We start from the raw sequence: 26,469 nt of genomic DNA on the forward strand, positions 1-26,469 counted from the left end.
ACAACATTTTAAGGACTTCGTAAAGTGGTATCTTTTTCTGAATAGCAATGATGGAATTATTATGAAAAACAAATGACCAGAATCATACGATTCTGGTCATTTGTTCTAATATAATACCAACCAATTTTGGCATCATTACCTCATCCCGCAGCCTAAAACAGGAAGGAGCGCCCCACACGGAGCGCTCCTTCCCGTTTCATGCCGGATCGGACTACTTTGCAGCCTCCACGGAGACCTTGCGAAACTCCTTCATCAGCTTCGAAATCTCCAGAGCGGCCTTGCGGGCGCGCGTGCCGGCAGCCTTGTTGCCCTTCTCGGCCTGAGCAGCCGCATTCGCAGCGAATACCTCGTATTCGGCATTGATCTTTTCTACCAATTCTTTCATGATGTTAACTTTTTTGGGTTTGTTATCATCGCAAAGATAACAAAATTATCTAAACTCCATCTTTCGGGACCGGGAAAATCGACTTTTTTTCGCCCAAAAATGGCCTTTGCAGCGAGTTCAAGCGCACTTTTTGCCCCGAACAGGGCTTTGCCGCCTCCGCAACCGGCACCGCGGGCGGCCGCGGCACGCAAACCGGAGTCCGGAAAAAACGGGAAATCCCCATAAAAGAGGATTGCGGGAATCGTCCGAAAAACGTATCTTTGGCACCCGAAAGAGAAGTATTCCGAAGCATGCGATTATCCGAACTGAAAACCGGCGACGAGGCCGTCATCCTCAAGGTGACGGGACACGGAGGCTTCCGCCGCCGCATCATGGAGATGGGATTCGTGCGCGGGCAGCGTGTCGAGGTGATCCTCAATGCCCCGCTGAAGGACCCTATCGAATACCGAATCATGGGCTACGACATCTCGCTGCGGCGCAGCGAGGCGGAAATGGTCGAGGTGCTGACCGACGAGGAGGCCAACGCCTACCTTGCGGCCCGCGAGCAGCAGCTCCCCGAAAACGGAGCAAATCCGGATGCTGCCGGACGGCACGCCGGCGCACGGCCGTCCGAAGAGGTCGAAGAGCCCGGATGCCGCACCATCGACGAGGTCGTGACGCGCAAGAGCCGCACGATCAGCGTGGCCCTCGTGGGCAACCCCAACAGCGGCAAGACCTCGCTCTTCAACGCCATATCGGGCGGCCACGAACACGTCGGCAACTACAGCGGCGTGACGGTCGACGCCAAGATCGGGCACCGCACCTACCGCGGCTACCGCTTCGAGGTGACCGACCTGCCGGGCACCTACGCCCTGTCGGCCTACACGCCCGAGGAGCGCTACGTGCGACAGCACCTGGCCGAAAAGACCCCCGACGTGGTTATCAACTCGGTCGTGGCGTCGAACATCGAGCGCAACCTCTATCTGACGACCGAACTGATCGACATCAACCCCCGCATCGTCGTGGCGCTCAACATGTACGACGAGCTGGAGGCCAGCGGCGCCGAACTCGACTACGCACAGCTCGGGGCCATGCTGGGTGTGCCGATGGTGCCGGTCGAGGCGCGCAACAACAAGGGCATCGAGGAGCTGCTCGACACGGTGATCGCCGTCTACGAGGGGCGCGACGGGCGCGTGCGCCACATCCATATCAACCAGGGGCCGGTCATCGAGGAGAGCCTCCGGCGCCTGAACGGCGACATGAGCGCCCACCGCGACGAACTGCCTAAGGCCTTCCCGCCGCGCTATTACGCCATGAAGATGCTCGAGGGCGACCGGCAGATCGAACAGAGCCTGCGCGAATGCCCCCGCTACGGCGAGTGGGCGGCGATCCGCGACCGCGAGGCGCGGCGCATCGCCGAGGCGCTGGGCGAGGATGTCGAGACGGCCTTCGCCAACCAGAAATACGGATTCATCCAGGGGGCCCTCAAGGAGACCTTCACCCCGGGCAAGCGCGAGGAGGCGACGGCTACGGCCGTCATCGACACCTTCGTGACGCACAAGCTGTGGGGCTTCCCGATCTTCTTCGCGCTCATGTGGCTCATGTTCTGGTGCACGTTCAGCCTCGGGGTCTACCCGCAGGAGTGGATCGACGCACTGGTGGGCTGGATCGGCCGGGCGGTCGACGCGCTGCTGCCCGCCGGGGCGCTGCGCGACCTGCTCTCGGACGGCGTGATCGGGGGCGTGGGCTCGGTGATCGTCTTCCTGCCGCAGATCATGATCCTCTACCTCTTCATCTCGTTCATGGAGGATTCGGGCTACCTCGCGCGCGCAGCCTTTATCATGGACCGCGTGATGCACCGCATCGGCCTGCACGGCAAGTCGTTCATCCCGCTCATCATGGGCTTCGGCTGCAACGTCCCGGCCATCATGGCCTGCCGCACGATCGAAAGCCGCAGCAGCCGCCTGATTACCATACTCATTACGCCGTTCATGTCATGCAGTGCAAGGCTTCCGATCTACATCCTCGTCGCCGGGACCTTCTTCCCGGCCAACGCCGGGCTGGTCATGATGGGCCTCTATCTGCTGGGCATCGTGGCGGCCGTCGTCACGGCGCGCCTCATGCGGCGCTTCCTCTTCCCGGTCGACGAGACCCCCTTCGTCATGGAGCTCCCGCCCTACCGCCTGCCGACCTGGAAGACAACCCTTTCGCACATGTGGGACAAGTGCGCGCAGTACCTCAAGAAGATGGGCGGCATGATCCTCATCGCCTCGCTCATCGTCTGGTTCCTGAGTTACTATCCGCGACCGAAGCACGATGCACCGGCCGAAGTGCCGCACTATGAGAACTCCTACCTCGGCGAGATCGGCAAGTTCTGCGAGCCGGTCTTCAGCCCGCTGGGGCTCAACTGGAAATCGGGCGTGGCGCTGCTTTCGGGCGTCGCGGCCAAGGAGATCGTCGTCAGCACGCTGGGCGTACTCTACACGGACGTCGACGTGCAGGCCGCACCGGCCGGGGACGGCAACGGGTCAGCCGGACCCGATGCGGCAGCCGCCCAAGCCGCCGACACAAGTGTCGCCGCCAGCAAGGCCGACGGCGCGGATGCCGAGGAGACGCTCCCGGCACGGCTGAAGGCGAGCGGCGATTTCGACACGGCCTCGGCACTCTCGCTGCTGGTCTTCATCCTGCTCTACTTCCCCTGCATCGCCACGATCGCCGCCATCGGCGCCGAGGCGGGATGGAAATGGGCCGTCGGGGCTGTCGTCTACAACACGGCGCTGGCGTGGGGCATGGCCTGGCTGACGTATCACATCGTACAACTCTTCTGACCGATGGAGTGGCAGGATTATGTCGTGACGGCCATCGCGATTGCCGCGGCGGCCGTCGCCGTGCGGTGGCTGTGGCGCATCGTCTGCGGCCGCTCGCGGGGCGGCTGCACCGCGTGTTCCAGCACGCAATGTCCGCTGCGGAAGATCAAAAACGGGCAATAAATACTATCTTTGCGGCCGAAAAAACCGCAAAGCATCATGCTCGGACTATTCTACATCCTGCTTTTCTGGCTCATAGGCAACGCCTTGAGCCTGCTGACCGGAGGTTACGTCTCGGGAAACATCATCGGGCTGATCCTCCTCTTCGCCTCGCTGTGCCTGCACTGGGTCAAGGCCGAGACCGTGCGCCCCGCCGCCCGTTTCCTGCTCGGCACGATGGCGCTCTTCTTCGTCCCCTACGGCGTGGGGCTGATGGACTCCTACCGCGTCATTCTGGACAACCTGTGGGCCATCGTCGTCTCGGGCATCGTCTCGACGGTCATCGTGCTGCTCGTCTCGGGCAAGACGTTCCAAAGTCTGAACCGGCGCATGATCCGCCACGCCAAAAACACCGAAGACCATGATTGACCACGCCTTTCTCTCGTCGGACCTGCTGCTCGTGACCCTCACCGTGGGGCTGTACTGCCTGGGCGGCGCCATCTACCGCCGCACGCACCTGCCGCTGCTGCACCCCGTGCTGCTGACCTTCGTGGCGGTGATCGTCTTCCTGAAACTCACCGATATCCCCTACGAACGCTACCGCGAAGCCACCGGCATGCTCAACTTCGCCCTCGGCATGTCGGTCGTGGCACTCGGATACCTGCTCTACGAACAGCTCGAGCGGCTGCGCGGCAGCCTGCTGCCCGTGGCCGTGGCGACGCTCGCCGGATGCGTCGCAGGGGTGTTGAGCGTCGTCTACATCGCCATGGCCTTCGGCGCCGAGCGCGAGATTCTCAACTCGATCGCCCCGAAGTCGGTGACCGTGCCCATCGCCGTGTCGGTGGCCGGGCCGCTCGGCGGCAACGTCTCCGTCACGTCGGTCGTGGTCTTCTGCGTCGGCATCTTCGGCAGCATCTTCGGCGAGTGGATCCTGCGCCGCTGCGGCGTGCGGGACCCCGAAGCCCGCGGATTCGCCCTCGGCGCCGCGGCACACGGCATCGGCACGGCCCGCGCCATCGAACTCGGCGCCGTCGAGGGAGCCTTGAGCGGACTGGCCATGGCCCTGATGGGACTGGCTACGGCACTCCTCATGCCGCTCATGGAAAAATACCTCTATTGACGAAGCGGGGAAGAAAAACGCGGCAAAGTTTCTAAAATTCTATAATAAATACTATTTTTGCGCATTCACACGCAAAAAAGCTGGTCGTTATGGAGTGGCTACACACCCTGTTCTTCGGCGGCGGCATCGCACATGCCGTCCTGATCCTTGCGCTGGTCATCACGCTCGGCATCCTGCTGGGCAAGGTCAAGATCGGTGGCATCTCGCTCGGAATCACGTGGATACTCTTCGTCGGCATCGTGATGAGCCATTTCGGCATGACCATCGACGGCGAAGTACGGCACTTCGTCCAGGAGTTCGGACTGATCCTCTTCGTCTTCTCGATCGGCCTGCAGGTCGGCCCCGGATTCTTCTCCTCGTTCAAGCATGGCGGCCTGACCCTCGTGGGATGCGCCACGGCGATCGTGCTGCTGGGGGTCGCAACGACCTACGTCATCCACCTGGCGACCGGCACCCCCATCCCGACGATGGTCGGCATCCTCTCGGGCGCCGTGACGAACACCCCGGGGCTCGGTGCCGCACAGCAGGCCTATGCCGATGCTACGGGCTACAATGACCCGACCATCGCTCTGGGCTATGCCGTGGCCTACCCGCTGGGCGTCGTGGGCATCATCTTCTCGATGATCTTCATCCGCTACGCCCTGCGCGTGAAGTTCGAAAAGGAGGACGAGGGGCTCGCAGCCCTCTCGGACGAGAAGAAACTCGCCAACAAGGTCTCCGTCGAGTGCACCAACGCAATGCTCGACGGCTGCACGCTGGAGCATATCCGCGAGCTGATCAACCGCCAGTACGTCGTCTCGCGCATCATGCACGCCGACGGCCGGATCACGATGCCCGACGCCGACAGCAAGGTCCGCACGGGCGACCGGCTGTGGGTCATCAGCCGCGCCGAGGACAGCGAGGCCATCGTGGCCTTCTTCGGCCGCCGCATCGAGATGACCGACGAGGAGTGGGGCAACAACACCCCCAATTCGGTGCTCATCTCGCGCCGCATCCTCATCACCAAGCCCTCGATCAACGGCAAGAAGTTCTCCGACCTGCGCCTGCGCACCCGCTACGGCATCACGATCACGCGCGTCAACCGCGCCGGCGTGGACCTGATCCCCTACCAGGGGCTCGAACTCCAGGTCGGCGACCGCGTGATGGTCGTCGGCAGCGAGGAGGCCGTCGCGAAGGTCGCTGACGTGCTGGGCAACTCGCTCAAGAAACTCGACCAGCCCAACCTCATCACGATCTTCGTGGGCATCGCGCTCGGTGTGCTGCTCGGGTCGATTCCGCTGATGAACGTGCCGCAGCCCGTGAAACTCGGACTGGCGGGCGGCCCGCTCATCGTCGCCATCCTCATCGGCCGCTTCGGCACCCATTTCCATCTGGTGACCTACACGACCATGTCGGCCAACCTCATGCTGCGCGAGATCGGCATTGCGCTCTTCCTCGCGGCCGTGGGCATCGGCGCCGGCGACGGATTCGTCGACGCGATTGTCGGCGGCGGCTACCGCTGGATCGGCTACGGCGTGCTGATTACGGTCGTGCCGCTGCTCATCGTGGGCGTCGTGGCACGGTTGTGGCTCAAGATGAACTACTACACGCTCATGGGCCTGATCGCCGGCTCGACGACCGATCCCCCCGCGCTGGCCTACGCCAACGCCACGGCCGGCAACGACATGCCCGCCGTGGGCTATTCGACGGTCTACCCCGTGGTGATGTTCCTGCGCGTGCTGACGGCGCAGATATTCATCCTTTTCGCACTGTGACGCGGAAGCCGCCGACCGAGGTCCTCCGCCCCGCGTGTTTTTTAATGACGGACAAGTTCTTATAACATCATAACTATGGCAAAAGCAGTAAACATCACCCGTTCACACCGGTTGGACGGCATCGGAGAGTACTATTTTTCGCGTCGCCTGCGCGAGATCGGCGAAATCGAGGCGGCGACGGGACGCCAGATCGTGAAACTCGCCATGGGCAGTCCCGACCTCCCGCCCCACCGGTCGGTCATCGAGCGTCTGGCCAAGGAGGCCCAGCGCCCCGACGTGCACAAATACATGTCCTATCAGGGTGAACCCATCCTGCGCAAGGCTTTTGCCGACTGGTACAAAAAGTGGTACCACGTGGAGCTCGACTTCAAGAGCGAGGTCTATCCGCTCATCGGCTCGAAGGAGGGCATCATGCACATCTGCATGACGTTCCTCAATCCCGGCGACAAGGTGCTGGTCCCGAACCCCGGCTACCCGACTTATTCGGCCGGCGTGAAGCTCGCGGGCGGCGTCATGGTCCCCTACTCGCTCAACAAGCAGACGAACTTCTATCCCGACTTCGAGGCCATCGAGCGTGCGGGGCTCGACGGCGTGAAGATGATGCTCGTCAACTACCCCAACATGCCGACCGGGCAGGTGGGCTCGATGGAGCTCTTCGAGAAGATCATCGACTTCGGCGCGCGGCACAACATCCTGATCGTGCACGACAACCCCTACAGCTTCATCCGCAACTCGGCCGGTCCGCTGTCGATCATGGCCGTCGAGGGTGCCAAGGAGGTGGCGCTGGAGCTCAACTCCCTGTCGAAGGGGCACTCGATGGCCGGATGGCGCGTCGGCGTGCTGGTCGGCAAGGCCGAGTGGATCAAGGACGTGATGACCTTCCGCAGCAACATGGACTCGGGTATGTTCTACCCCATTCAGGCCGCCTCGGAGACGGCGCTGGCGCTGGGCGAGGAGTGGTACAAGGAGCTCAACGAAATCTACTACGGCCGTGAGCGCCAGGCCTACGCCCTGCTCAATGCGCTGGGATGCTCCTACCGCGAGCACCAGGCCGGACTGTTCGTCTGGGCCGAACTGCCGGAGGATTACGAAGGCGACAGCTTCGCCTTCTCGGACGAGGTGATGGAGAAGGCCGACGTCTTCCTCACGCCGGGTGCGATCTTCGGTTCGGAGGGCAAACGCTACATCCGTATCACGCTCTGCTGCCCCGAGGAGTTGCTCAAGCGCGCCACGGACAACATCGTGGCCAAGTTCCGCCGGTAAGCCAACCGAACGCGCATACGAAAAGGGGCCTGCTTTCGAGCAGGCCCCTTTTCCCGTCTCCGGCAGCGCGGACTATTCGCGCACGATGCGGATCGAGAGGATGCGGTCGCCGCGGCGGATGTCGTCGATGACATCCAGCCCCTCGACCACCTGCCCGAAGCAGGTGTGCACGCCGTCGAGGTGCTGCGTGTTCTCGCGGTTCATGCAGATGAAGAACTGCGAGCCGCCGGTATCCTTCCCGGCGTGGGCCATCGAGAGCACGCCGCGGTCGTGGCGCTGACGCGGCGCCGAGGTCTCGCACTTGATCGTGTAGCCCGGTCCGCCCGTCCCGTCGCCGCGCGGGCAGCCGCCCTGGATGACGAAGTCGGGAATGACGCGGTGGAACGTCAGGCCGTCGTAGAAGCCGTGCTCGGCCAGGTCCACGAAGTTGGCTACCGTACCGGGCGTCTCGTCGGCATACAGCTCGGCTTTCATGTCGCCCTTCTCGGTCGAAATAATGGCATAGGTTTTCATATTTTCCGGTATTGGTTTGTCGTCGGTCCGTTACTGTTATTCGCACACCTTCACGCGGGCCGCGGCGGCCTTCACCCGCTCGCGCAGGGCGTCGAGGTCGCTGCCGTGCGGCTCGTAGCCCACGACGACGCCCATGCGACGGTTGACGCGCGCCGAGGGCTTGCCGAAGATGCGGATGTCGGTGCGGGGATTCTCTGCGAGGGCGGCGTCTATCCCCTCGTAGCGGGGTTCGCTCTCCGTGGCCACGGGCGAGAGGATCACGGCGCTGGCGCCCTGCCGCTCGAAGGTGATCGCCGGGATCGGGAGCCCCAGCACGGCCCGCAAGTGCAGCTCGAACTCATTGAGGTTCTGCGTTCCGGCCAGCGTCACCATGCCCGTGTCGTGGGGGCGCGGCGAAAGTTCCGAGAAGTAGACGCCCTGCTCGTGGCTCAGGAAGAACTCCACGCCCCACAGTCCGGCGCCCGTGAGGGCCCTGGTGACGGCGGCGGCCATGCGCTGCGCCTCGGCCAGATGCTCGGGTGCAATGACGGGCGACTGGAAACTCTCGCGGTAGTCGCCGCCCTGCTGCACGTGGCCGATCGGCGGGCAGAAGAGCGTCGGGCCGTGCTGCTGCGTCACGGTCAGGAGCGTAATCTCGCTGTCGAAGCGGATGAACTCCTCGATGATGAGCTCGCGGATGTCGCCGCGCGACCCTTCGCAGCCGTATTTCCACGCCTGTTCCAGCTCCTCGGGGCCCTTGACCACCGACTGGCCCTTGCCCGAGGAGGACATCAGCGGCTTGACGACGCACGGGTAGCCGATCTCGGCGGCCGCAGCCTTCAGTTCGTCGAAGCTCTTGGCGTAGAAGTAGCGGGCCGTCTTCAGCCCCAGCTCTTTGGCCGCGAGGTCGCGGATCGCCTTGCGGTTCATCGTGAAGTTCACGGCCCGGGCGCTCGGCACGACCTGCACGCCCCGGCGCTCGAAGTCGTAGAGCCGTTCGGTGCGGATCGCCTCGATCTCGGGGACGATGATGTCGGGGCGGTGGCGCTCCACGACGGCCGCCAGCGCATCGCCGTCGAGCATGTCGAAGACCTCCGAGGCGTCGGCCACCTGCATGGCCGGAGCTCCGGCGTAACGGTCGCAGGTCACGACGGTCTGACCGAGCCGCTGCGCCGCAATCACGAATTCCTTGCCCAGCTCTCCTGAACCGAGCAGCAGTATTTTCCTTGTCATAAACGTATAAGGGTTTCTCTCGGGAGACAAATGTAAGACTTTCGGCGGGATTTGCCGCCACTTTCCCCGAAAAAGAGCGCGCGATGACGGAAAGAGACCGCCCGCCGGGGTCGCGAACGGGCGCGTCGAAGCCAAAAATAATACAACAAACAATACAACAGCCCGCAAACAAAACAGGCATCATACTGAATATCAGAATGATGCCCACGTGGGGTTGTGGAGGTGGCGGGAGTCGAACCCGCGTCCAAACAGGGAACCCGAAAGCTTTCTACACGCTTATCCGTCGTTTGATCCTCCTCCCCGTGCCTGGCAGACGGCAACCGAACACGGGGCCCAGTCCCTTGAATTTCGCACGCGGTCCGGGACACCCCGCGCACTATCTCCAAAGAGTTGATACCCCGTATGGAAAGACGTTAAGGAGCGGAACATCTCTCCGGGATACTCGTCGCCAGGCCTCCTTGGGTCCGGCGATTAAGCCAATTTTCCTTGAAAATTAGGCAGCGAGTGCGTAGCTGTTATTGCCATTTGTAGTTCGAGCGTCGGGATTAACGAGCCGCCACACAGCGCTCGGCGTGCTTACAATCAAACTCTGCCTGCTGTCAAAACCGGGCACCCCCGTGTCTTTCGGCGCAAAGCCTGTCGAAACCGGATGCAAAGATAGTGCTTTTTTTGCGAAAATCCATGCTCCGAGCCCCGAAATCTTGCGCGGCACGGCCTGCGGAGTCGCACGAAGGATTGCAAATCCGGATATTTTGCGTATCTTTGTTTTTCGAAAAAAACGTGCGACGACTATGGATGAAAAATACGTGGTGAGCCTGCGGAACGTCTCCATATACCATGCCGACAGCGTGTTCGGACGCGGTTCGGAGGAGAAGCTCATGCGCCAGGGCGAGATGGTCCTCTCGGAGATCAACCTGCATGTGGCACCGGGCGAGTTCGTCTACCTGATCGGACGCGTGGGCAGCGGCAAGAGCTCGCTGCTCAAGACGCTCTACGCCGAAGTGCCCCTGCTCACGGGCGAGGGCCGCATCGCCGGATTCGACCTGCGCCGCCTCAAGCGCAAGCAGATACCTTACCTGCGCCGCCGCATCGGCATCGTCTTCCAGGACTACCAGCTGCTCACCGACCGCAACGTCTTCATGAACCTCTACTACGTGCTGAAGGCCACCGGCTGGAAGAGCGAGGCACAAATCCGCGAACGCATCGACAAGGTGCTCGGCGTCGTGCAGCTCGGCTCGAAGAGCTACAAGATGCCGTTCGAACTCTCGGGCGGCGAGCAGCAGCGCCTGGTCATCGCCCGCGCCCTGCTCAACGACCCGCAGGTGCTGCTGGCCGACGAGCCCACGGGCAACCTCGACCCCCTGACGGCCGACGGCATCATGCAGCTCTTCCAGCAGATTGCCGCACAGGGGTGCGCCGTGGTCATGTCCACGCACAACACCTCGCTGATTGAGAACTACCCTGCGCGCGCCATCCTCTTCGCACAGGGCAAGATACGCGAAATAGACCTCAAGGCCGAACTTTCGTAAGGCTGCGGCCCGGAGCCGCACGTGCGGGATTTTCGGCGACGTATTCCTCCGAATAATTGGAAATATCGGGGGAAAACGCTATATTTGTACGATATTTTGAAAGACAACGATGAGTACCGAACAAGAAAACGTGAACAAGCAGCAGGAAGAATATTCCGCGTCGAACATCCAGGTCCTCGAGGGCCTCGAAGCGGTGCGCAAGCGCCCCGCGATGTATATCGGCGACATCGGCGAGCGGGGTCTCCACCACCTGGTCTACGAGGTCGTGGATAACTCGATCGACGAGGCGCTGGCGGGCTACTGCACCGACATCGACGTGACGATCAACGAGGACAACTCCATCACCGTGAAGGACAACGGCCGCGGTATTCCGACCGGCTTCCACGAGAAGGAGGGCAAATCGGCCCTCGAGGTGGTGCTCACGGTGCTGCATGCCGGCGGCAAGTTCGACAAGGGCAGCTACAAGGTCTCGGGCGGCCTGCACGGCGTGGGCGTCTCGTGCGTGAACGCCCTCTCGACGCTGCTCATCGCCGAGGTGCACCGCGAAGGCAAGATTTTCCGCCAGACCTACAGCAAGGGCAAGCCCACGTCGGAGGTCGAGGTTGTCGGCTCGTGCACGGACCGCGGTACGACCATCACCTTCAAGCCCGACGGCGAGATATTCACCCATACGACCGTATACAACTACGATACGCTGGCGCTGCGTCTGCGCGAGCTGGCCTTCCTGAACAAGGGTATCCGGCTGAACATATACGACCGCCGCAGGGACGACGAGGGCAACACCCGTGAGGATCACTTCTATTCGGAAGAGGGACTCAAGGAGTTCGTGAAGTACCTTGACGCCACGCGCGGCATGCCGATCATCGACCAGATCATCTACCTCGACACCGAAAAGAACGGTGTTCCGGTCGAGGTGGCCATGCAGTACAACGACTCCTTCTCGGAGAACGTCCACTCCTATGTAAACAACATCAACACCGTGGAGGGCGGCACGCACCTGACGGGCTTCCGCCGCGCGCTGACCCGCACGCTCAAGAAATACGCCGAGGATTCGGGCATGCTCGCCAAGCTGAAGTTCGACATCAACGGCGACGACTTCCGCGAGGGCCTCACGGCCGTGGTATCGGTCAAGGTGGCCGAGCCGCAGTTCGAGGGACAGACCAAGACAAAGCTGGGCAACGACGAAGTCTCGGCCGCCGTGGACCAGGCCCTGACGACGGCCCTGACCCACTACCTCGAGGAGAATCCCAAGGACGCCAAGGCCATCGTGCAGAAGGTGATTCTCGCCGCCACGGCGCGCCATGCCGCACGCCACGCCCGCGAGCTGGTGCAGCGCAAAACGGTGCTCTCGGGCGCCGGGCTTCCGGGCAAGCTGGCCGACTGCACGAGCCGCGACCGCTCGATCGCCGAGATCTTCTTCGTCGAGGGAGACTCCGCAGGCGGCACGGCCAAGTCGGGCCGCGACCGCAACTTCCAGGCGATCATGCCGCTGCGCGGCAAGATCCTCAACATCGAGAAGGCGCAGGAGCACCGCATGTGGGAGAACGAGGAGATTAAGAACATGTTTACGGCCCTCGGCGTCACGATCGGTACCGAGGAGGACAGCAAGGCGCTGAACCTCGAGAAACTGCGCTACGACAAGATCATCATCATGACCGATGCCGATGTCGACGGCAGCCACATCGCCACGCTGATGCTGACGTTCTTCTTCCGCAAGATGAAGGAGCTGATCGAGAACGGCCACGTCTACATCGCCACCCCGCCCCTCTACCTGGTCAAGAAGGGCAAGCAGGAGCGCTACTGCTGGACCGAGAAGGAGCGCGACGCCATCACCGAGGAGTTCGGCAAGGGCACGCACGTCCAGCGCTACAAAGGTCTCGGCGAGATGAATGCCCACCAGCTGTGGGAGACGACGATGAACCCCGACACGCGCATCCTGCGCAAGGTGAACATCGAGAATGCCGCCGAAGCCGACCGCATCTTCTCGATGCTCATGGGCGACGACGTGCCGCCCCGCCGCGAGTTCATCGAGAAGAACGCCCACTACGCCAATATCGACGCATAGGGAATCGCAGGAGAAGGATTGCCCGCAGAGGGTGATCCTTTTCTTTATATAACCAACCTATAACCTTTGATCCAATGAAAGTTACCGTCATCGGAGTCGCCGGCGGAACCGGCTCGGGAAAATCGACGCTCGTCAAGCGTCTGCAGGAAGCGTTCGAGGGCGACGACGTCGTCACGCTGTGCCACGACTACTACTACAAGGCGCACCCCGAACTGACCTACGAGGAGCGCACGAAGCTCAACTACGACCATCCGCAGGCCTTCGACACGCAGATGCTCGTGGACCACATCAAGGCGCTGAAGAACAACGTGCCGATCGAACATCCCGTCTACTCGTTCGTCGACCACAACCGCCTGCCCGAGACGGTAAGCGTCAAGCCCTCGAAGGTCATCATCGTCGACGGCATCCTGATCTTCGAGAACAAGGAGCTGCGCGACCTGATGGACATCAAGGTCTACGTCGACACGGATGCCGACATCCGCTTGGCGCGCCGCATCCTGCGCGACGTCTGCGAGCGCGGCCGCACGATGCAGTCGGTCATCACGCAGTACACCTCGACGGTGAAGCCCATGCACGAGGAGTTCGTCGAGCCCTCGAAGAAGTATGCCGACGTCATCATCCCCGAAGGCGGATTCAACTCGGTGGCCGTGGCGATGCTGATTCAGAGCATCCAATCGCTCATCGAGGAGAACAGATAACCGTCCGCACGGCATCTGCCGGATATGCGACGCGTGCAGAAGGCGGGCCGGGTTATCCCCGGCCCGCCTTTCCCATGTACTCCAATCATTTCCGGCCATTCGGCCACATCCGAACTTTCGCACGCCGCACTCCCTAAACCGCCCGTATGCCAACAAGCGGATTCACGTCGGTTCGGGGGGGGATGTCGCTCCCGCACCGTCCCACCGCCGACAAATATTTCCGCATCTTCACCCGTCGCCGCCCGGTATTACCGATCAAAGGGGACGTCATTCCCTTCCGATGAGATATATGGGTTATCCCGGCGCAGAGGGAATTACGCCGGACAAGAGCGCCGAATGCGTCTAATTCCCGAATGCGTCGGAAGGAACGCAGGACAGCTGCCGCACAAAAAAGTCCCCGAACCGTCGGATTCGGGGACCTGGAGATTTGCCGAACGCAAAAAATGGGAATGATGCCAAAAACTCAATTCCGCTTTATTCTATGACAGCCGCATCTTTCAGCTTTACTTTCCCGTCGTCTCCTGCCACGCGGCCGGATTTTTCAGCGAACGCAATTCCTCGGGTCATGGACGCCGTGACATTATCTCCGAGACGGGTGTAGTTGAACTGACGGGCGGTTTCGCGGATCAAATCCGCTTCGGGCAAGGCCCCCTGTTCCTTCAGAATCCGGCAGACGGCAACGGCGACCTCCTCGGGCGCAATGTCCAACGCCTCGCGCTTGGAATCGGGCCGATAGATGTCATAAGATTTGGGATCAAGGTCTTTGCTCCAGTAGAAGAGCGATTCGGTCCCCGTGGCGGTCAATCCCATCCGATTCAGGAGGTAATCCATGTGAGCCGCAAGGCGGGTCCCCATGCGGGCAATCCCAAAGGAGTTCAGCACCCGCTTGCAAAGCAATGCACGACTGATCGGAGCCTCGGCCTTTATGACGGCCCGTATTTTGGCCATCGCCTGCGTGTCATAAAGGCCTTGGGCAAAATCATCGGATGTCACCGGGGCACATTCCAGTTCCGCAACCCGGTAAGGTCGCGCCTGCATGTCGGGCTCCTGCTCCGCGGGCCCGGAAGAATCCGAAACCCGGGCCTTGTCACACGGCTTCGACCCGACCGGGGCGTTGGGCCCGACAGCCAACGGCTCTTCCGTCCGGGCTCCGTCCGGTTCGTCCCTTTTGCTCTCCGATTTATGCCGTATCCCCTCTTCGATGGCAGCAATCAGCGCCTCGATTGTCCGGGAACGGTTTTCCCACCAGTCCATGGCCCATACATGATACAGCTGCCATCCGAGCGCCTGCAGCACGCCGGACTGGGTGACGACCCTGTCGTGGGCCGTGCGGGCCGCATTGTGATTGTAGCCATCGCACAGGATGCCCATCAGATACGTGTCGGGGCATTCGGGATCGACAACACCGATATCTATCCGGTATCCGGAGCATCCGACATTCGTCCGGATGCGATAGCCGCGCTCCTCCAGCTCGGCCGCAATGGAACGCAACAAGGCATCATCCGTCCGGTGCTCCGCCGATGTCTGGCATGTGAGTGCCTCGCGGCCCTTCTCGGCGTATTCGAGGAACGCCTTGAGGCCGGCCACACCCTCGGCCGATGTCCGGTTCAGATCAATCTGATCGGAGCGCAACGTCGAGAAAACCATCATCTCGTAACGGGCCCGGGATACGGCCACGTTCAACCGGCGCCAGCCGCCGTCACGGTTCAACGGTCCGAAGTTCAGAGCGATGCGTCTGGTCTTGTCAGGTCCGTATCCGACCGAGAAGAGAATCACATCCCGCTCGTCGCCCTGGACATTCTCGAGGTTCTTGATGAAAATCGGCTCTTCGCACTCCAGAGCCAACGTTTCCAACGCGGGATTCTCGCGGAACAAATCGTTCAGCAGGTCCTCGATCAACGATTGCTGATTCGAGTTGAACGTGACGACGCCAATGCTTCGTTTTGCCGTCACGGGATTCGTCAGCCGGGCCCTGATCTCCCGGACGACGGCTTCGGCCTCGGCACGGTTCTGACGGGTGGAACCGCGGTCGTAGGTCCCGTCCACATGCCGGAAACGGACCTTTGTCGTCAGATCATCCGGCGAAGGGAAGGTCAGCAGGCGGTTGTCGTAGTACTTGACATTGCTGAAGGCAATCAGGCTCTCGTGCTTGCTGCGATAGTGCCACAGCAGGTGCTTGGAGGGGATGGAGAGCGCCAGGCAATCGTCGAGGATGCTTTCGAGATCCTCCTTGTCGGCATTCTCTTCATCGTAGGTATTTGTCGAGAAGAAATCCGTCGGCGGCATCTGTTTGGGGTCGCCGACGACAATGACGTTCCGGCCGCGGGCAATGGCTCCCACGGCCTCGCTGGTCGGCATCTGCGAGGCTTCGTCGAAGATTACCAGGTCGAACGGCGCACGGCCGGCATCGATGTACTGGGCCACGGAAATGGGGCTCATCAGCAGGCAGGGACACATGCGCGTCAGCAAATCGGGAATCTGGTCGAACAACCGCCGGATCGAGGTTCCCCGGCCACCGTTCCGGATGTTCCGCTGGAGGATTCCGACCTCGGAGTTCTGCGCGGCCTCTTTTTGCAGGGCCGGAAGCGCCGAGGTCAGTTTCGCATAGAGCTCCTCGCGCGTAAGCTGCTCGAAGCGGCGGCTCAACGCGCGGAACCGACGTATCTTCTCCTCGAACAGCTCGCCGTGGAATGTGTTCATCCGGGGTTCCTGCGACAGGATATGTTCGGCGTATGCCCGGTACAGGCTTTTACGGTAGCAATCGTCCACCCGGTCCGCTGCGACCTGCCCCTCTTCGACAGCCCGGACGACGGATTCGAGCCCCGCCGACAACATCTCCGTCCGCTGCCGATTATATACGGTCCAATCGTGCAGCAGGTCCAAATGTGCCGACCACCTGGCCGCAATGGCCTTCAGCGTTCCGATTCGGTCACTCCCGACCTCCGTAAGGGCCGATGTCTGCAACAGCCGCCCGATTGCCTCCGCCTGTTCGTCTATGGTTCTTTCCAGGGAGAGGAAACGCTCCAAAGCGGCAGCATGCAGCGTCCTGAACGATTGCAGGCCGCATTCGAGATGGGCCCGCAGGGCTTGCTTCGAAGCTGTCGTCCGGGCTGCGTCACGGGTCGTTTGCAGCAGCGCCCGCTCTATCTGTTCCGTCGTTGCGCAAACCCCGGCAATCTGCTGCCAGTCCGCTTCTCCGTGGTTCCACAGCAGCCTCAGAATCGGTGACAGGGATTTGCCGAGCTCCCCGATCCGGTGTTGGGCCGCCTGATAAGCCTCGAGGGTTGCGAAAAGTTCAGGAATACGGGCAGCGTCCGGTTTCGAGCCGGCCTTCGCATAAATCCGTATCTGTTTCAGCACGCTGCGCTGTCCCAGGATGCGCGGAAGCCACCATTTCGAACCGCACTCCTGCCATTGCCGGCTCCAGGCGGCCGCGTCGGCGGTCAGAATCTGCGGATTGAACCGTGCGAGAATCTGCTCGCGCAGACGATTCCGCTCTTCGCCGCTCTGAATTGCCTGACCGGCCAACTTGCAGGTGTCGGTCAGATTGTCCGCAGTCAGCAATCCCGAAGAGAGGGTGTCGGCTTCCAGCAACAGCCGCACAAGAGCCGTCAACGCCTTGTCCTGGTCCGAAGCCAGATGGTCGAGTTCGAATCCTATCAACGAGGCAATCGTCTGTCGCAGGCCGCTGTCCTCCTCCAGCTGCCGGTTCAGGTCGGACAGCCGCTCCCGGGCCTCGCTCTTGACGGAAGGCGGGCAAACGGCGAGCCCGATTCCCGTCAACGGGTGCGACTGCGGACTTCCGCAGATGCGGCAGGCCGTTCGGTACGCCCCGACAACGCGATCGCAGGCAACCCGTCCGGCAGGATCAAGTTCCCGTATGAATTTTTCGGGAAGAGGAATCAACGCCTCCCCGTAATCCGTCGACGCATACCCCGAGAAACAGTCGTACAGGGAGAGGCCTGCGGGACGCTGCCTGTGCAATACATGCACGTAATCGTTCAATTCACGCCGCAGCGAGTTGATTTGTCCGGCTTCGATGCGGTACTCCTCGTTCGATTTGCGCTTCACGACCTCGGTCGTGCGTTTGAGCTGCTCCAGCACGCTGGATTTCTTCGTCTTGTTGGAGTGCAGCTCCAGGCAGAAGGGGGCTATGCCGATGGCCTCCAGACGACGTTGCACGACCTGCAGCGCCGCCATCTTCTCGGCCACGAACAGCACCTTCCTGCCCTTGTACAGCGCATTGGCGATGATATTGGTGATTGTCTGCGACTTGCCCGTTCCCGGAGGACCGTGCAGAATGAAACTTCTGTCATCAACGGCCGCACATATCGCCTCGAACTGCGAAGAGTCCGCACCGATAGGCAGGGCAATCTCTCCGGCCGGATAGGCCTCGTCCAGGTCGGTGTCCTCCGCATCGGCCGCATCCACGTTCCACTCCACCTTGCCGGACATGAGACTTGCCACAATCTTGTTCCGGCTCAACTTGTCGGCATTGTTGTGAATATCGTTCCACATGATGAACTTGCTGAACGAGAAGTTGCCGATGATGGCCTGCTCCTCCACGTCCCACCCTTTCCGGGTCATGATGGCCCGGCGGATCGTATTGAATATCCGCGAAACATCCACACCGCTCTCGTCGCGCGGCAGCGGGTCGAGGCCTCCGATCTGAATGCCGAAATATTGCCGCAGCATCTCCAGCAGCGTGATATTCAGCATGGTCTCCTCGTCCCGGCTCCGGATCACATATCCCTTGGCGGCCGATTTGCGGACAATCTCGATCGGCAGCAGCAGGATCGGAGCAAAACGCGGACGGGCGCTGTTGGGTGTCTCCAGCCACTTCAGCAGGCCCAAAGCCAGATAAAGCGTATTGGCTCCGTTCTCTTCCAGCGAAAGGCGCGACGACCGATAGAGATAAGTCAATGAACGACGCAACGCTTCGTCGGTCAGGTAGGCTCGCAGCCGCCGTTGCTTCAGTTCGTTCTTCACCAGATCAATGACAGGATCGGAGGCATGAAGTGTCTGATAGATTCCGGCGCTCATCAACGGGTTGTCCCAATCCTGCGGTCGCTCCAGAATCTGAAACTCCTGTCCGTCAGCCAACGCATCTTCCAACTCTCCGATCCGTACCGAAATAAGTTGCAGCGTGTTTCGGGTGATGCGCGTATTGAGCAGGTTGTTGCGCAGGCTCAGGTCCAGCAGCTTCCGCTCCCAGATGGTTTGTTTGCCGACGTGGACCTGATCGATATTGGGAATAATATCCGTTGCGGAGAGAGCCGAAGGTGCTGCCAAATCCCGTTCTGCCGGAGCCGTATCCTCGATTTCTATCTTTCCGTCCCGAATTACCCGCTGCGGCAGCGGTCGAATCTGCGCATTCCGGGCCCGCATTACGTCGACAAACAGCAGAAAGTCATCCGTCTCCTTCAGTTTGTCGTTTGCCGAGGCGACGGCCGCATCGAACGGCTGAGGCATTCCGGCATTCATGCAGGTCGCCTCCACCAACAGGACCTCGTTGATCCCCTCGGCAGCCCGCTTGGTGAGCAGCGAGACATCGTCGTTCACCGTATCGGGGAATGTATCCGGAATCAGCCAACCGCCCGCAAATGCATGCCCCCGGACGACCACAATCAGCGGATGAATGCCGACAGCCTCCAGACAGCCGGCATATAGCAGGGAGAGATCAAGACAGTTGGCCAGTTTGTACGACAGAATATCGTCATACAACCGGACCCGCTGCCCGGACTCTTCAAAACTTGCCGGAACTGAACAGTACGCGATTTGTTGTTCTGCGATCGCCTCATACACGGCTGCCATCTGCTTCTTGACGCGATTCGGGTCCCGGGTCTGATATTCATCCAATGCCGGAGATTCGGTCCATGTGCCCAGAATCTCGGATGCACGCTTGATAATCGGAGCTATGGCCGGATGGTTCGGTGTGACAAAAGCCGCCAGCATCTCGGGCAGGACCGCGATTCCACCCCACTGATCGAACGCCAGCAACGACAACTCATAAGTCTCCGAGAACAGGGACTCCTCGTCGGATGTGATCGCTATATGGATATGTCCGAGCAGTCGTTCCGTAAGCTGCGACAGAAAGGCAGTCGACAATCGAACGGGAATAGCGGATAGCCGCTCCTCCGATCCGGAGGGAATGGACTCGATGTGCATCCGGCACGATTCTGCAAAGTCCGGTTCGAAGGAGACATGTACACATACCCCCTTGAGATCATTTTCACCGGTATTTTTGAGACAGATTTCCCGCAAAACGGGAACGTGATTCTGCTGCATGGCAAAATTCACGACCGGAACATGTACAACCTGGACTTCGAGATTCATGGCCTAAAAATATTAGAAGAGGCTATAAAGTTAGCAAAATAAAATATTTAGGATAATTGGTCGGATTAAAAAAATCAGCATAAGTTCATAGACTCATGCTGATTTACTATTTTTTATTTATCGTCTACGTCCCGAAGGTTGCGGTCAAGGACCGCCCGGAGCCCCGATTCGGGATAGAGCAGCAGGCGGTTACCAAGCACCGTGAAGGGAATCTGCCGCCGATCCGCAGCGTCTGCAAGGTGCGCAGTGAGAGGTGCAGGTACGTGCAGACCTCCTCTCCGGTCAGGTAGCGTTCCTCGCCGATCATCGGGCGTCGCTCCTCGGAGGCCTTCCGCAGTGTGAGTTCCACGCCGTCCAGTCGTGCGAACAAGCGTTGTACCTCGTCGCTCGCTTCATTGAGATAATCCAGCGGCATGGCTATCGCGTTTGAACGGTTTTGCGGGAGAGCCATGCGGCAAGGTCCCGGCGTCGGTAGTAGAATTTACCGCCCAGCCGCGAACAGGGAATCGCTCCCCGGTCCCGGTAGCTTTGCAGCGTGCGTTTGGTGATGTTCAGTGCCCGGCAGACCTCTTCGCTGTCCAATCACCCGTCGTCCTGCGGTGGTGTCAAACGGCGTTCCAGGCGTTGGGCAAGGGCAGACAAGTGTTCCACCCGTTCGAGGAGCCGTTGCCAACTCCGCTCCCCGATACATACGATCTTTTCCATGGTCTTCTTTTTTTCTGTTTGGTTTGACTATGCTGCAACCCGTCTTTGAGGGTTGCACTCTGTGTGGATGAGGCCGCCGAACATTCAGCGATCCCGGATCCGAAAGGCACGGCGTTTCATCTTTTTCCCGGTTTATGAATCTTTATTCCTGCAAGCTTGCACTCGGATAACGCACGCAGCCCCTCAAAAGTTTCGCCCGCAAAGCGATGTGGCAGTGGTTGGCGTCGGTTGGCGTCGAGAGGGTGGACAAAATCGTGCAAACAATTCCTCAAAAAGAATCCATCGCGACATATTTTGTCGCGCAGCCCTTTTATCTTTGTGGAAAAAGAGTACGACCCATGACACTCGTTGATCAAATACGCCGCATGGTGATCATCGTCAGCAAACTCCATGGTGCAGGATACGTTCCTGCCGGCGAACTGGTGGATTACGTGACCCAACGGATGCATTCGCAGTACGCCAACTCGTCCGGATGCACGCTGCGGACCCTGCAACGGGATTTTCAAACCATCGAGGAGTTGTTCGGCCTCACGATTCGGCACAACAAACTGCGCGGATATTACCTTGCGGAACAGGTAAGGAGCGGTGCAGACTATGGCGAGTTGTTGCTGAATTTCGAGATTCTGAATGCCATCGATGCCGACAGCGACATCCGGCAGTACGTACTGCCGGAACACCGGCGCAGCCGCGAAATTCCCTATATCCCGGAGTTGCTCGAAGCCATCCGTGAACGGCATCCTGTCGTTTTTGACTACCAACTGTTCCGACACGAAGGGAAGATCGTACACCGGGAGGCAAAACCGCACTATCTGAAGGAGTCCCAGCACCGCTGGTATCTGATCGGATACGTCGAGTCCGACGAAGGCGACTCGTTGCGCTGCTTCGGCATGGATCGCATTTCGCACCTGCTGATAAAGGATCGGGAGCGCTTTGTACGCAATGAACAGATCGACATTCCGGCGCTGTTTCGGGAGAGTTTCGGCATTTGGAACAACCCGAACGATCCGGTCGAAGAGGTCGTATTGCGATACGATGCACTGGATGGAGCCTTCATCAAAACCTTGCCGCTGCATGCCACGCAGGAGATTCTCGAAGAGAAGCCCGACACGTTGACCATCCGTCTGCACGTACGTATTACCAACGACTTTGTCATGGCCTTGTTGGCTCGCAGCCGTTCGCTGGAGGTCATACGCCCCGCCTCACTCCGAAAACGCATCTACGATACCTGCCTCGGGGCCGCCGGGCGCAACAAACCTGCGGAAGATGAACAACGAGCGATTTTGGAATGAACCGGCCGGACGGCGGCTCACTGGCTGTCTGGGGGCGTCGGTTGTTGTCGGCGTGGCGTTCTGCCTGATCTGTCTCGGCTTTTACTACCGTAATCGACAGGCACCTCCCCGGCGGGAAAACCCATGGCGGAACTACGATTCTTCGCGTCCGACAACCGATGTCAAGGCGTTGGATTACGATCGTCGGTGGATTCTTTATCGGGACGAAGAGCCGCGGAAATCGTTGCAGACATTCTCATGGCCGACGGATGGTCGGATGTACGACGACCCGGCCAACTGCTACGAAGACTACTACGAAGAGTTATATGAATATTATCATGATTAAATAACAGAACTTTAGTTTATGAAAGGGAAACGTGAATTTACGGAATCGGAGATCGTCCGACTTCGGGAATTGATTAGGGAACGAGTGCAAGCCCCGAAAGGAAAACAAACGCAGATTCGGAACAAGATGCGCCGTATCGGATTTTACGGTCGGGACGATTGGGGAATTCAAGATTGCCAGCTTGAAAATCTCGATGGACTGATCCGTTCCGGCCAAATCACGGTTACTGGCGCAACAGCGCATCGACCGACTGGGGTTGCAACCAAACCCGGCGGACGGGAACAGGAGGCGAGCAAGGTTGCCCAAACGGATGAAGAAGCGGAAGGATTGGACTGTCCTGATCTCGACTTCAAGAGTATCGACAACCTGCGTCGCAACGGCTTCTCCGGATTTGTCTCCGCAGCCGCATTAAGGCCGGATTTATCACAGATTCCGGATATTCGGGGCGTCTACATGGTCGTTCGGAAGATCGGGAACCGGCCGCAATTCCGTGCAACGGGAAGCGGAGGGCATTATAAAGGGACGGATCCCAACGTTCCGATTGAGAAGCTGCGCAAGAATTGGGTAGAGGAGACTTGTGTCTTGTACATCGGAAAGGCCGGAGACGAGCACAGCCAAGCGACCCTGCGGAGCCGTCTGCGACAATATTTGCAGTTCGGGGCAGGAAAACCGAGAGGTCACAAAGGCGGACGCTACATTTGGCAACTTGAAGATGCGGAGGATCTGCTGTTCTGTTGGAAGCCGCTGCCATCGGGCAATCCACCCAAGGAGGAAACCGCATTGCTCACAGCATTCAAATGTCAATACGAGGGACGGCTTCCCTTTGCCAATCTCAGATTATAAAAGAAACTGCTTAAATAACGTGTGGCGGCGGGGATCTGCAATGGATCCTCGCCGCCTCGTCTTCGTTTTTCAACTCAACAACCGGTTTATGCCGTCAACACCTTGCCGATGCGACGCATCTCGCGGCTGATGTTCGCCTCGGAGATCTTCGCATAGCGCCGCGTCATGTTCGTATTCGTATGGCCCAGAATCTTGGCGATGATATCGATCGGCATTCCGTATTCAATCGCCAGCGTGGCAAACGTATGGCGCGCCAAGTGCGTGGTCAGATGCTTCTGAATCTGGCAGATATCCGCTATCTCCTTCAGGTAGGCATTCATCTTCGTATTCGACGGGACGGGCAGCAGCTTACCCCGCGCCCGACAGTTGGCATCGTCGCGGTACTTCTCCAGCAGGGCCGCTGCCTGCGGAAGCACCGGAACACGGCTCATCACCGCAGTCTTCTCCCGCGGCTTATGGATCCACAGTTGCCCCTCCTCGTCCGTCGTGAAATGTTCCTGCCGCAGGTGGTCGACATCCGTGAAGGCCAGTCCCGTCAGCGCGCAAAAGCAGAAGACATCCCGGATGCGGTCCAGCCGCTCGTTGGGCATCTGTCGCCTTAGCAGCAAATCCAGCTCCGCTTTCGTCAGCGGCACCTTGACATTCGTCTTGTCGATCTTCATCTTATAGTAGCGGAAGGGATTCTTCTCGATCCATTCGTTGCGGACCGCATAGAGCAGGAAATTCTTCAAACAGCAGAGCAGATTGACCGCCCCGTTGTTGTGGCAGTTGTAGGCCGTCTGCATGTAGGTGTTCAATCCATCGACGTAGGCATAGTCGATCGTCTCCAGCGGAAGATCCTCTTTGTGGTAGATATCCCGGATATATTCGGTCATGTAGCGCAGCAGGCGGTGATACTTGTTGGCCGTGAGCTGTGTGATGCGGGTGCCGACCTCCTGCTGACGTTTCTCGCAGTATTTGCCGAACTCCGCCAGCACCATCCGGCTCGAAGAGGCGGAGCCCAGCAGCTGTTTGACGGCAAAGCAGGTCGGCGTCCTGTTCTCCTGGATCAGGCGGTCATAGGCGGCAAGGATCGAGGCCCGGTAACTGGCAACGATGCGATTGATCTGCTGGTCGATCTCATCCTTGTAGAGAGAGCGTTCGAGGCGCTGGTTCCAGCGTTCGGGCTCAATCTGGCATTGTGTATAGACTTCGGTCGACTGGCCGGTCGTGGTGATACGGGCATAGATCGGGGCTTTGCCCTTTTTCGTGACTTTGGTCTTCTTGCAGAAGAAGACGACGCTGAAGGTGGTTCGTGGCAACATGGCTGCTTGGTTTTTGGATAAATTAAACGTCTTCAGCACCGGAATGTTGCAGAGTAAAATGATGCAAATCAGCGAAATAGAGCTAAATCGTGACCTATTTTCGGTCCGAGCAAAAAAGGTCACGATTAAGGCTTGAAATGTTTGCTGCCTTTTGCTTCAACAGAAGTGAGGGAATACAAAAAAAGCCTTGCATATCGCTGATATACAAGGCTTTTTGCTTTCTACCGGGGTTTCTTTCGGCCCCCTCTGGAGCGGAAAACGGGACTCGGACCCGCGACCTCAACCTTGGCAAGGTTGCGCTCTACCAACTGAGCTATTTCCGCATTGTTTCGTTTGCGAGTGCAAAGGTAGACAAAAATTCCGAATCTCCAAATTTTTTCGTCCCTTTCATGCGAAAATTCCGGTCCAGGTCGTTCCGACGGGGCGAACAAAGCCCTGCCGGAACCGTCTGCCACCCCGCAACCGGCAAGGATATTCGGCACGGGCGGCTGCGGTCACCGGACCTTGTCGTCGAAAATACGGATGCGCGCATCGAGCGGCTCGACGCTCTTTTCCGCGGGGTGGTCCAGCGGCCGGCCGAAAGGCATCTGGGCCACGAGACGCCACGTCGCGGGCAGTTTCCACACGCGGCGCACCCTGTCATCGACGAGCGGATTGTAATGTTGGAGCGACGCCCCGAAGCCCGCATCCTCAAGCATCGTCCACACGACCAACTGGTGCATGGCCGACGTCTGCTCGGACCAGTGCGGGAATCGGTCGGCATACTCGGGGAACTGCTGCTGAAGAGCGCGCACGACGGCCTCATCCTCGAAAAAGAGCACCGTACCGTATCCCGCGGCAAAGGCGGTGTCGATCTTGTGCTCCGTGCGCGGAAAGGCCGTGGCGGGCACGATCGGCCGCAAGGTATCCTTGACCATGCTCCAGAAACGGCCGTGCTGCGCCCCGAGCAGCAGCACGAGGCGTGTCGACTGCGAATTGAAGGCCGACGGGACGTATTTCAGGCTCCAGCGCAACATTTCCTCGATTTCGGCATCGGCTACGGGCGATTGCGGGGCCAGCGCATAATAGCTGCGGCGGTGGCGGAGTGCCTCTCTGAATGTTCTCTCCATGACAGGTGTTTTCTCCGGCATACTGCAAATTGAATGCAATTTTGTCTCCGGATGCGAATTTTCTGCATGAAGCGTTATCTTTGCGGTAATGAAACACGCAATCGAACTCTTTTCCGAACTCGGCCGACGGCTGGAACGCTTCGGCGAGGATGCGGACTCTCGCGAGGTCATCGCCCGCGCCTGCGGGGCCAACGGCTGGTTCACCCCCGCAGAAGTGCGTCGCGCCGCCCGGGCCCTGGTGACAGAGATGCTCACCGAAGAGCGGCTCCGCGGGTGGCTTGCCGCCTATCCGCTTCCCGTCGCGCAGGTGCTCAACGTGCTGGTCATCATGGCCGGGAACATCCCCTTCGTGGGCTTCTTCGACCTGCTGTGCGTCGTGGCGGCGGGCGACCGCTGCCTGGTCAAGCCCTCGGCCAAGGACCGCGTGCTGATGGAATATGTCGTCGCGCAGCTGCTCGACATCGACCCCGAGGCCCGGGTCGCCCTCTACGACGGCACGCAGCCGGTCGACGCCGTGATCGCCACGGGCAGCGACAATGCCAACCGCCACTTCCGGGCGCAGTATGCCGGCATCCCCGCCCTGCTGCGCGGCAGCCGGCAGTCCGTCGCCGTGCTGTCGGGCCGCGAAACGCCGGAGCAGCTCCGCGGGCTGGCGGACGACATCTGGGCCTACTCGGGACTGGGATGCCGCAGCGTCTCGCTCCTGTTCCTGCCCAAAGGATATGAACCAAAGCTGGAGATGCCGGATGTAAATCCGAAATACATAAACAATTACCGTCAGGAAAAATCCCTCTGCGAGATGACCGGCACGCCCTTTGTCGACTTCGGCTGCGCCGTGGCCGTCGAACAGCGGGCCTTTCCCGCAGCCTTGAGCCGCATCGCATACAGCCGCTACGGCACAACGGAGGAGGTCGCCGAGTGGCTTGCCGAACACGACGACGAACTGCAATGTGTCGTCACTACCCTGCTGCCGCACAGCCGCCGGGCGGACTTCGGACGGGCGCAGTCGCCCGCACTGACCGACTGGCCCGACGACCGCGACGTACTGGAATTTCTCTGCGGTCTGTGACCGCG

At 60.1% G+C, this 26,469-nt stretch carries 22 protein-coding genes, 1 tRNA gene and 1 other RNA gene; 13 read left to right on the forward strand and 11 right to left on the reverse strand.

The window, feature by feature from the left end; translation table 11 throughout:
• Window positions 1–211 precede the first annotated feature (211 nt).
• On the reverse strand, window positions 212–385 hold the full coding sequence (locus Q1Y33_RS08050; RefSeq protein ID WP_300799228.1) for a histone H1: 174 nt from the start codon (window positions 383–385) through the stop codon (window positions 212–214).
• A gap of 290 nt (window positions 386–675) precedes the next feature.
• Between Q1Y33_RS08050 and feoB the strand changes: the two genes are divergently transcribed.
• The 6 genes from feoB (at window position 676) to Q1Y33_RS08080 (ending at window position 7,467) form a co-directional block, all read left to right on the forward strand.
• The gene (gene feoB, locus Q1Y33_RS08055; protein WP_300799229.1) at window positions 676–3,192 is read left to right on the forward strand and encodes a ferrous iron transport protein B; all 2,517 of its coding nucleotides are present in this window, start codon (window positions 676–678) and stop codon (window positions 3,190–3,192) included.
• Between the two features lie 3 nt (window positions 3,193–3,195).
• Window positions 3,196–3,354 carry a hypothetical protein gene (locus tag Q1Y33_RS08060; RefSeq protein WP_300799230.1) on the forward strand — a complete coding sequence of 53 codons (159 nt, stop codon included), beginning with the start codon at window positions 3,196–3,198 and terminating at the stop codon, window positions 3,352–3,354.
• 36 nt (window positions 3,355–3,390) lie between these two features.
• Window positions 3,391–3,759, forward strand: coding sequence for a CidA/LrgA family protein (locus Q1Y33_RS08065; RefSeq protein ID WP_300799231.1), 369 nt, complete (start codon window positions 3,391–3,393; stop codon window positions 3,757–3,759).
• A complete protein-coding gene (locus Q1Y33_RS08070) occupies window positions 3,752–4,450 on the forward strand; it encodes an LrgB family protein (RefSeq protein WP_300799232.1) in 699 nt (232 codons plus the stop codon). The genes Q1Y33_RS08065 and Q1Y33_RS08070 overlap by 8 nt, the downstream gene beginning before the upstream one ends.
• Before the next feature lie 89 nt (window positions 4,451–4,539).
• Window positions 4,540–6,204: a putative transporter gene (locus Q1Y33_RS08075; protein WP_300799233.1), complete on the forward strand. Its 1,665-nt coding sequence runs from the start codon at window positions 4,540–4,542 to the stop codon at window positions 6,202–6,204.
• A gap of 75 nt (window positions 6,205–6,279) precedes the next feature.
• Window positions 6,280–7,467, forward strand: coding sequence for an aminotransferase class I/II-fold pyridoxal phosphate-dependent enzyme (locus Q1Y33_RS08080; protein WP_300799234.1), 1,188 nt, complete (start codon window positions 6,280–6,282; stop codon window positions 7,465–7,467).
• 72 nt (window positions 7,468–7,539) lie between these two features.
• On the opposite strand, the gene Q1Y33_RS08085 is transcribed toward Q1Y33_RS08080, so the two are convergent.
• The 3 genes from Q1Y33_RS08085 to ssrA form a co-directional block, all read right to left on the reverse strand.
• Window positions 7,540–7,980, reverse strand: a complete 441-nt coding sequence (locus Q1Y33_RS08085) for a peptidylprolyl isomerase (protein ID WP_295906829.1) — start codon at window positions 7,978–7,980, stop codon at window positions 7,540–7,542.
• A gap of 36 nt (window positions 7,981–8,016) precedes the next feature.
• A complete protein-coding gene (gene purT / locus Q1Y33_RS08090; RefSeq protein ID WP_300799235.1) occupies window positions 8,017–9,192 on the reverse strand; it encodes a formate-dependent phosphoribosylglycinamide formyltransferase in 1,176 nt (391 codons plus the stop codon).
• A 214-nt stretch (window positions 9,193–9,406) separates the two neighbouring features.
• Window positions 9,407–9,809, reverse strand: a transfer-messenger RNA (tmRNA) gene (gene ssrA / locus Q1Y33_RS08095).
• A 174-nt stretch (window positions 9,810–9,983) separates the two neighbouring features.
• Between ssrA and Q1Y33_RS08100 the strand changes: the two genes are divergently transcribed.
• The 3 genes from Q1Y33_RS08100 to udk all read left to right on the forward strand — a co-directional run bounded on the left by Q1Y33_RS08100 (window position 9,984) and on the right by udk (window position 13,484).
• Complete coding sequence (locus tag Q1Y33_RS08100; protein ID WP_300799236.1) at window positions 9,984–10,721, forward strand: ATP-binding cassette domain-containing protein; 738 nt, start codon at window positions 9,984–9,986, stop codon at window positions 10,719–10,721.
• 109 nt (window positions 10,722–10,830) lie between these two features.
• Window positions 10,831–12,786, forward strand: coding sequence for a DNA topoisomerase (ATP-hydrolyzing) subunit B (gene gyrB / locus Q1Y33_RS08105; protein ID WP_300799237.1), 1,956 nt, complete (start codon window positions 10,831–10,833; stop codon window positions 12,784–12,786).
• A 74-nt stretch (window positions 12,787–12,860) separates the two neighbouring features.
• Window positions 12,861–13,484: a uridine kinase gene (gene udk / locus Q1Y33_RS08110; RefSeq protein WP_300799238.1), complete on the forward strand. Its 624-nt coding sequence runs from the start codon at window positions 12,861–12,863 to the stop codon at window positions 13,482–13,484.
• Window positions 13,485–13,958: 474 nt separating this feature from the next.
• On the opposite strand, the gene Q1Y33_RS08115 is transcribed toward udk, so the two are convergent.
• From Q1Y33_RS08115 to Q1Y33_RS08130, 4 genes are all read right to left on the reverse strand, one after another.
• A complete protein-coding gene (locus Q1Y33_RS08115; protein ID WP_300799239.1) occupies window positions 13,959–19,820 on the reverse strand; it encodes a DUF3320 domain-containing protein in 5,862 nt (1,953 codons plus the stop codon).
• A gap of 124 nt (window positions 19,821–19,944) precedes the next feature.
• Complete coding sequence (locus Q1Y33_RS08120) at window positions 19,945–20,235, reverse strand: hypothetical protein (protein ID WP_300799240.1); 291 nt, start codon at window positions 20,233–20,235, stop codon at window positions 19,945–19,947.
• A gap of 2 nt (window positions 20,236–20,237) precedes the next feature.
• Entirely contained in the window at window positions 20,238–20,402 is a 165-nt protein-coding gene (locus Q1Y33_RS08125) for a helix-turn-helix domain-containing protein (RefSeq protein ID WP_087362780.1), read from the reverse strand.
• Window positions 20,403–20,525: a hypothetical protein gene (locus Q1Y33_RS08130; RefSeq protein WP_262481252.1), complete on the reverse strand. Its 123-nt coding sequence runs from the start codon at window positions 20,523–20,525 to the stop codon at window positions 20,403–20,405. It abuts the gene before it with no gap.
• 338 nt (window positions 20,526–20,863) lie between these two features.
• On the opposite strand from Q1Y33_RS08130, the gene Q1Y33_RS08135 reads away from it, so the two are divergent.
• The 3 genes from Q1Y33_RS08135 to Q1Y33_RS08145 are packed head-to-tail and all read left to right on the forward strand — an operon-like array spanning window position 20,864 to window position 22,982.
• Window positions 20,864–21,814 (forward strand): WYL domain-containing protein, encoded by a 951-nt coding sequence (locus Q1Y33_RS08135; protein WP_300799241.1) that lies wholly within the window; start codon window positions 20,864–20,866, stop codon window positions 21,812–21,814.
• Complete coding sequence (locus Q1Y33_RS08140) at window positions 21,789–22,139, forward strand: hypothetical protein (protein WP_300799242.1); 351 nt, start codon at window positions 21,789–21,791, stop codon at window positions 22,137–22,139. The genes Q1Y33_RS08135 and Q1Y33_RS08140 overlap by 26 nt, the downstream gene beginning before the upstream one ends.
• An 18-nt stretch (window positions 22,140–22,157) precedes the next feature.
• The gene (locus Q1Y33_RS08145) at window positions 22,158–22,982 is read left to right on the forward strand and encodes a hypothetical protein (RefSeq protein ID WP_300799243.1); all 825 of its coding nucleotides are present in this window, start codon (window positions 22,158–22,160) and stop codon (window positions 22,980–22,982) included.
• A gap of 86 nt (window positions 22,983–23,068) precedes the next feature.
• Here Q1Y33_RS08145 and Q1Y33_RS08150 read toward each other — a convergent pair whose 3' ends face one another.
• From Q1Y33_RS08150 to Q1Y33_RS08160, 3 genes are all read right to left on the reverse strand, one after another.
• Window positions 23,069–24,286 carry a site-specific integrase gene (locus Q1Y33_RS08150; protein ID WP_300799244.1) on the reverse strand — a complete coding sequence of 406 codons (1,218 nt, stop codon included), beginning with the start codon at window positions 24,284–24,286 and terminating at the stop codon, window positions 23,069–23,071.
• 247 nt (window positions 24,287–24,533) lie between these two features.
• Window positions 24,534–24,609: transfer RNA gene (locus Q1Y33_RS08155), tRNA-Gly, on the reverse strand.
• Window positions 24,610–24,780: 171 nt separating this feature from the next.
• Window positions 24,781–25,395, reverse strand: coding sequence for a nitroreductase family protein (locus Q1Y33_RS08160; protein ID WP_300799245.1), 615 nt, complete (start codon window positions 25,393–25,395; stop codon window positions 24,781–24,783).
• A gap of 88 nt (window positions 25,396–25,483) precedes the next feature.
• Here Q1Y33_RS08160 and Q1Y33_RS08165 point away from each other — a divergent pair, with 88 nt between their 5' ends.
• On the forward strand, window positions 25,484–26,464 hold the full coding sequence (locus tag Q1Y33_RS08165) for an acyl-CoA reductase (protein ID WP_300799246.1): 981 nt from the start codon (window positions 25,484–25,486) through the stop codon (window positions 26,462–26,464).
• Window positions 26,465–26,469 lie beyond the last annotated feature (5 nt).

Origin of the sequence: uncultured Alistipes sp., from assembly GCF_949296715.1 — a bacterium.
Taxonomy (GTDB): Bacteria; Bacteroidota; Bacteroidia; order Bacteroidales; family Rikenellaceae; genus Alistipes.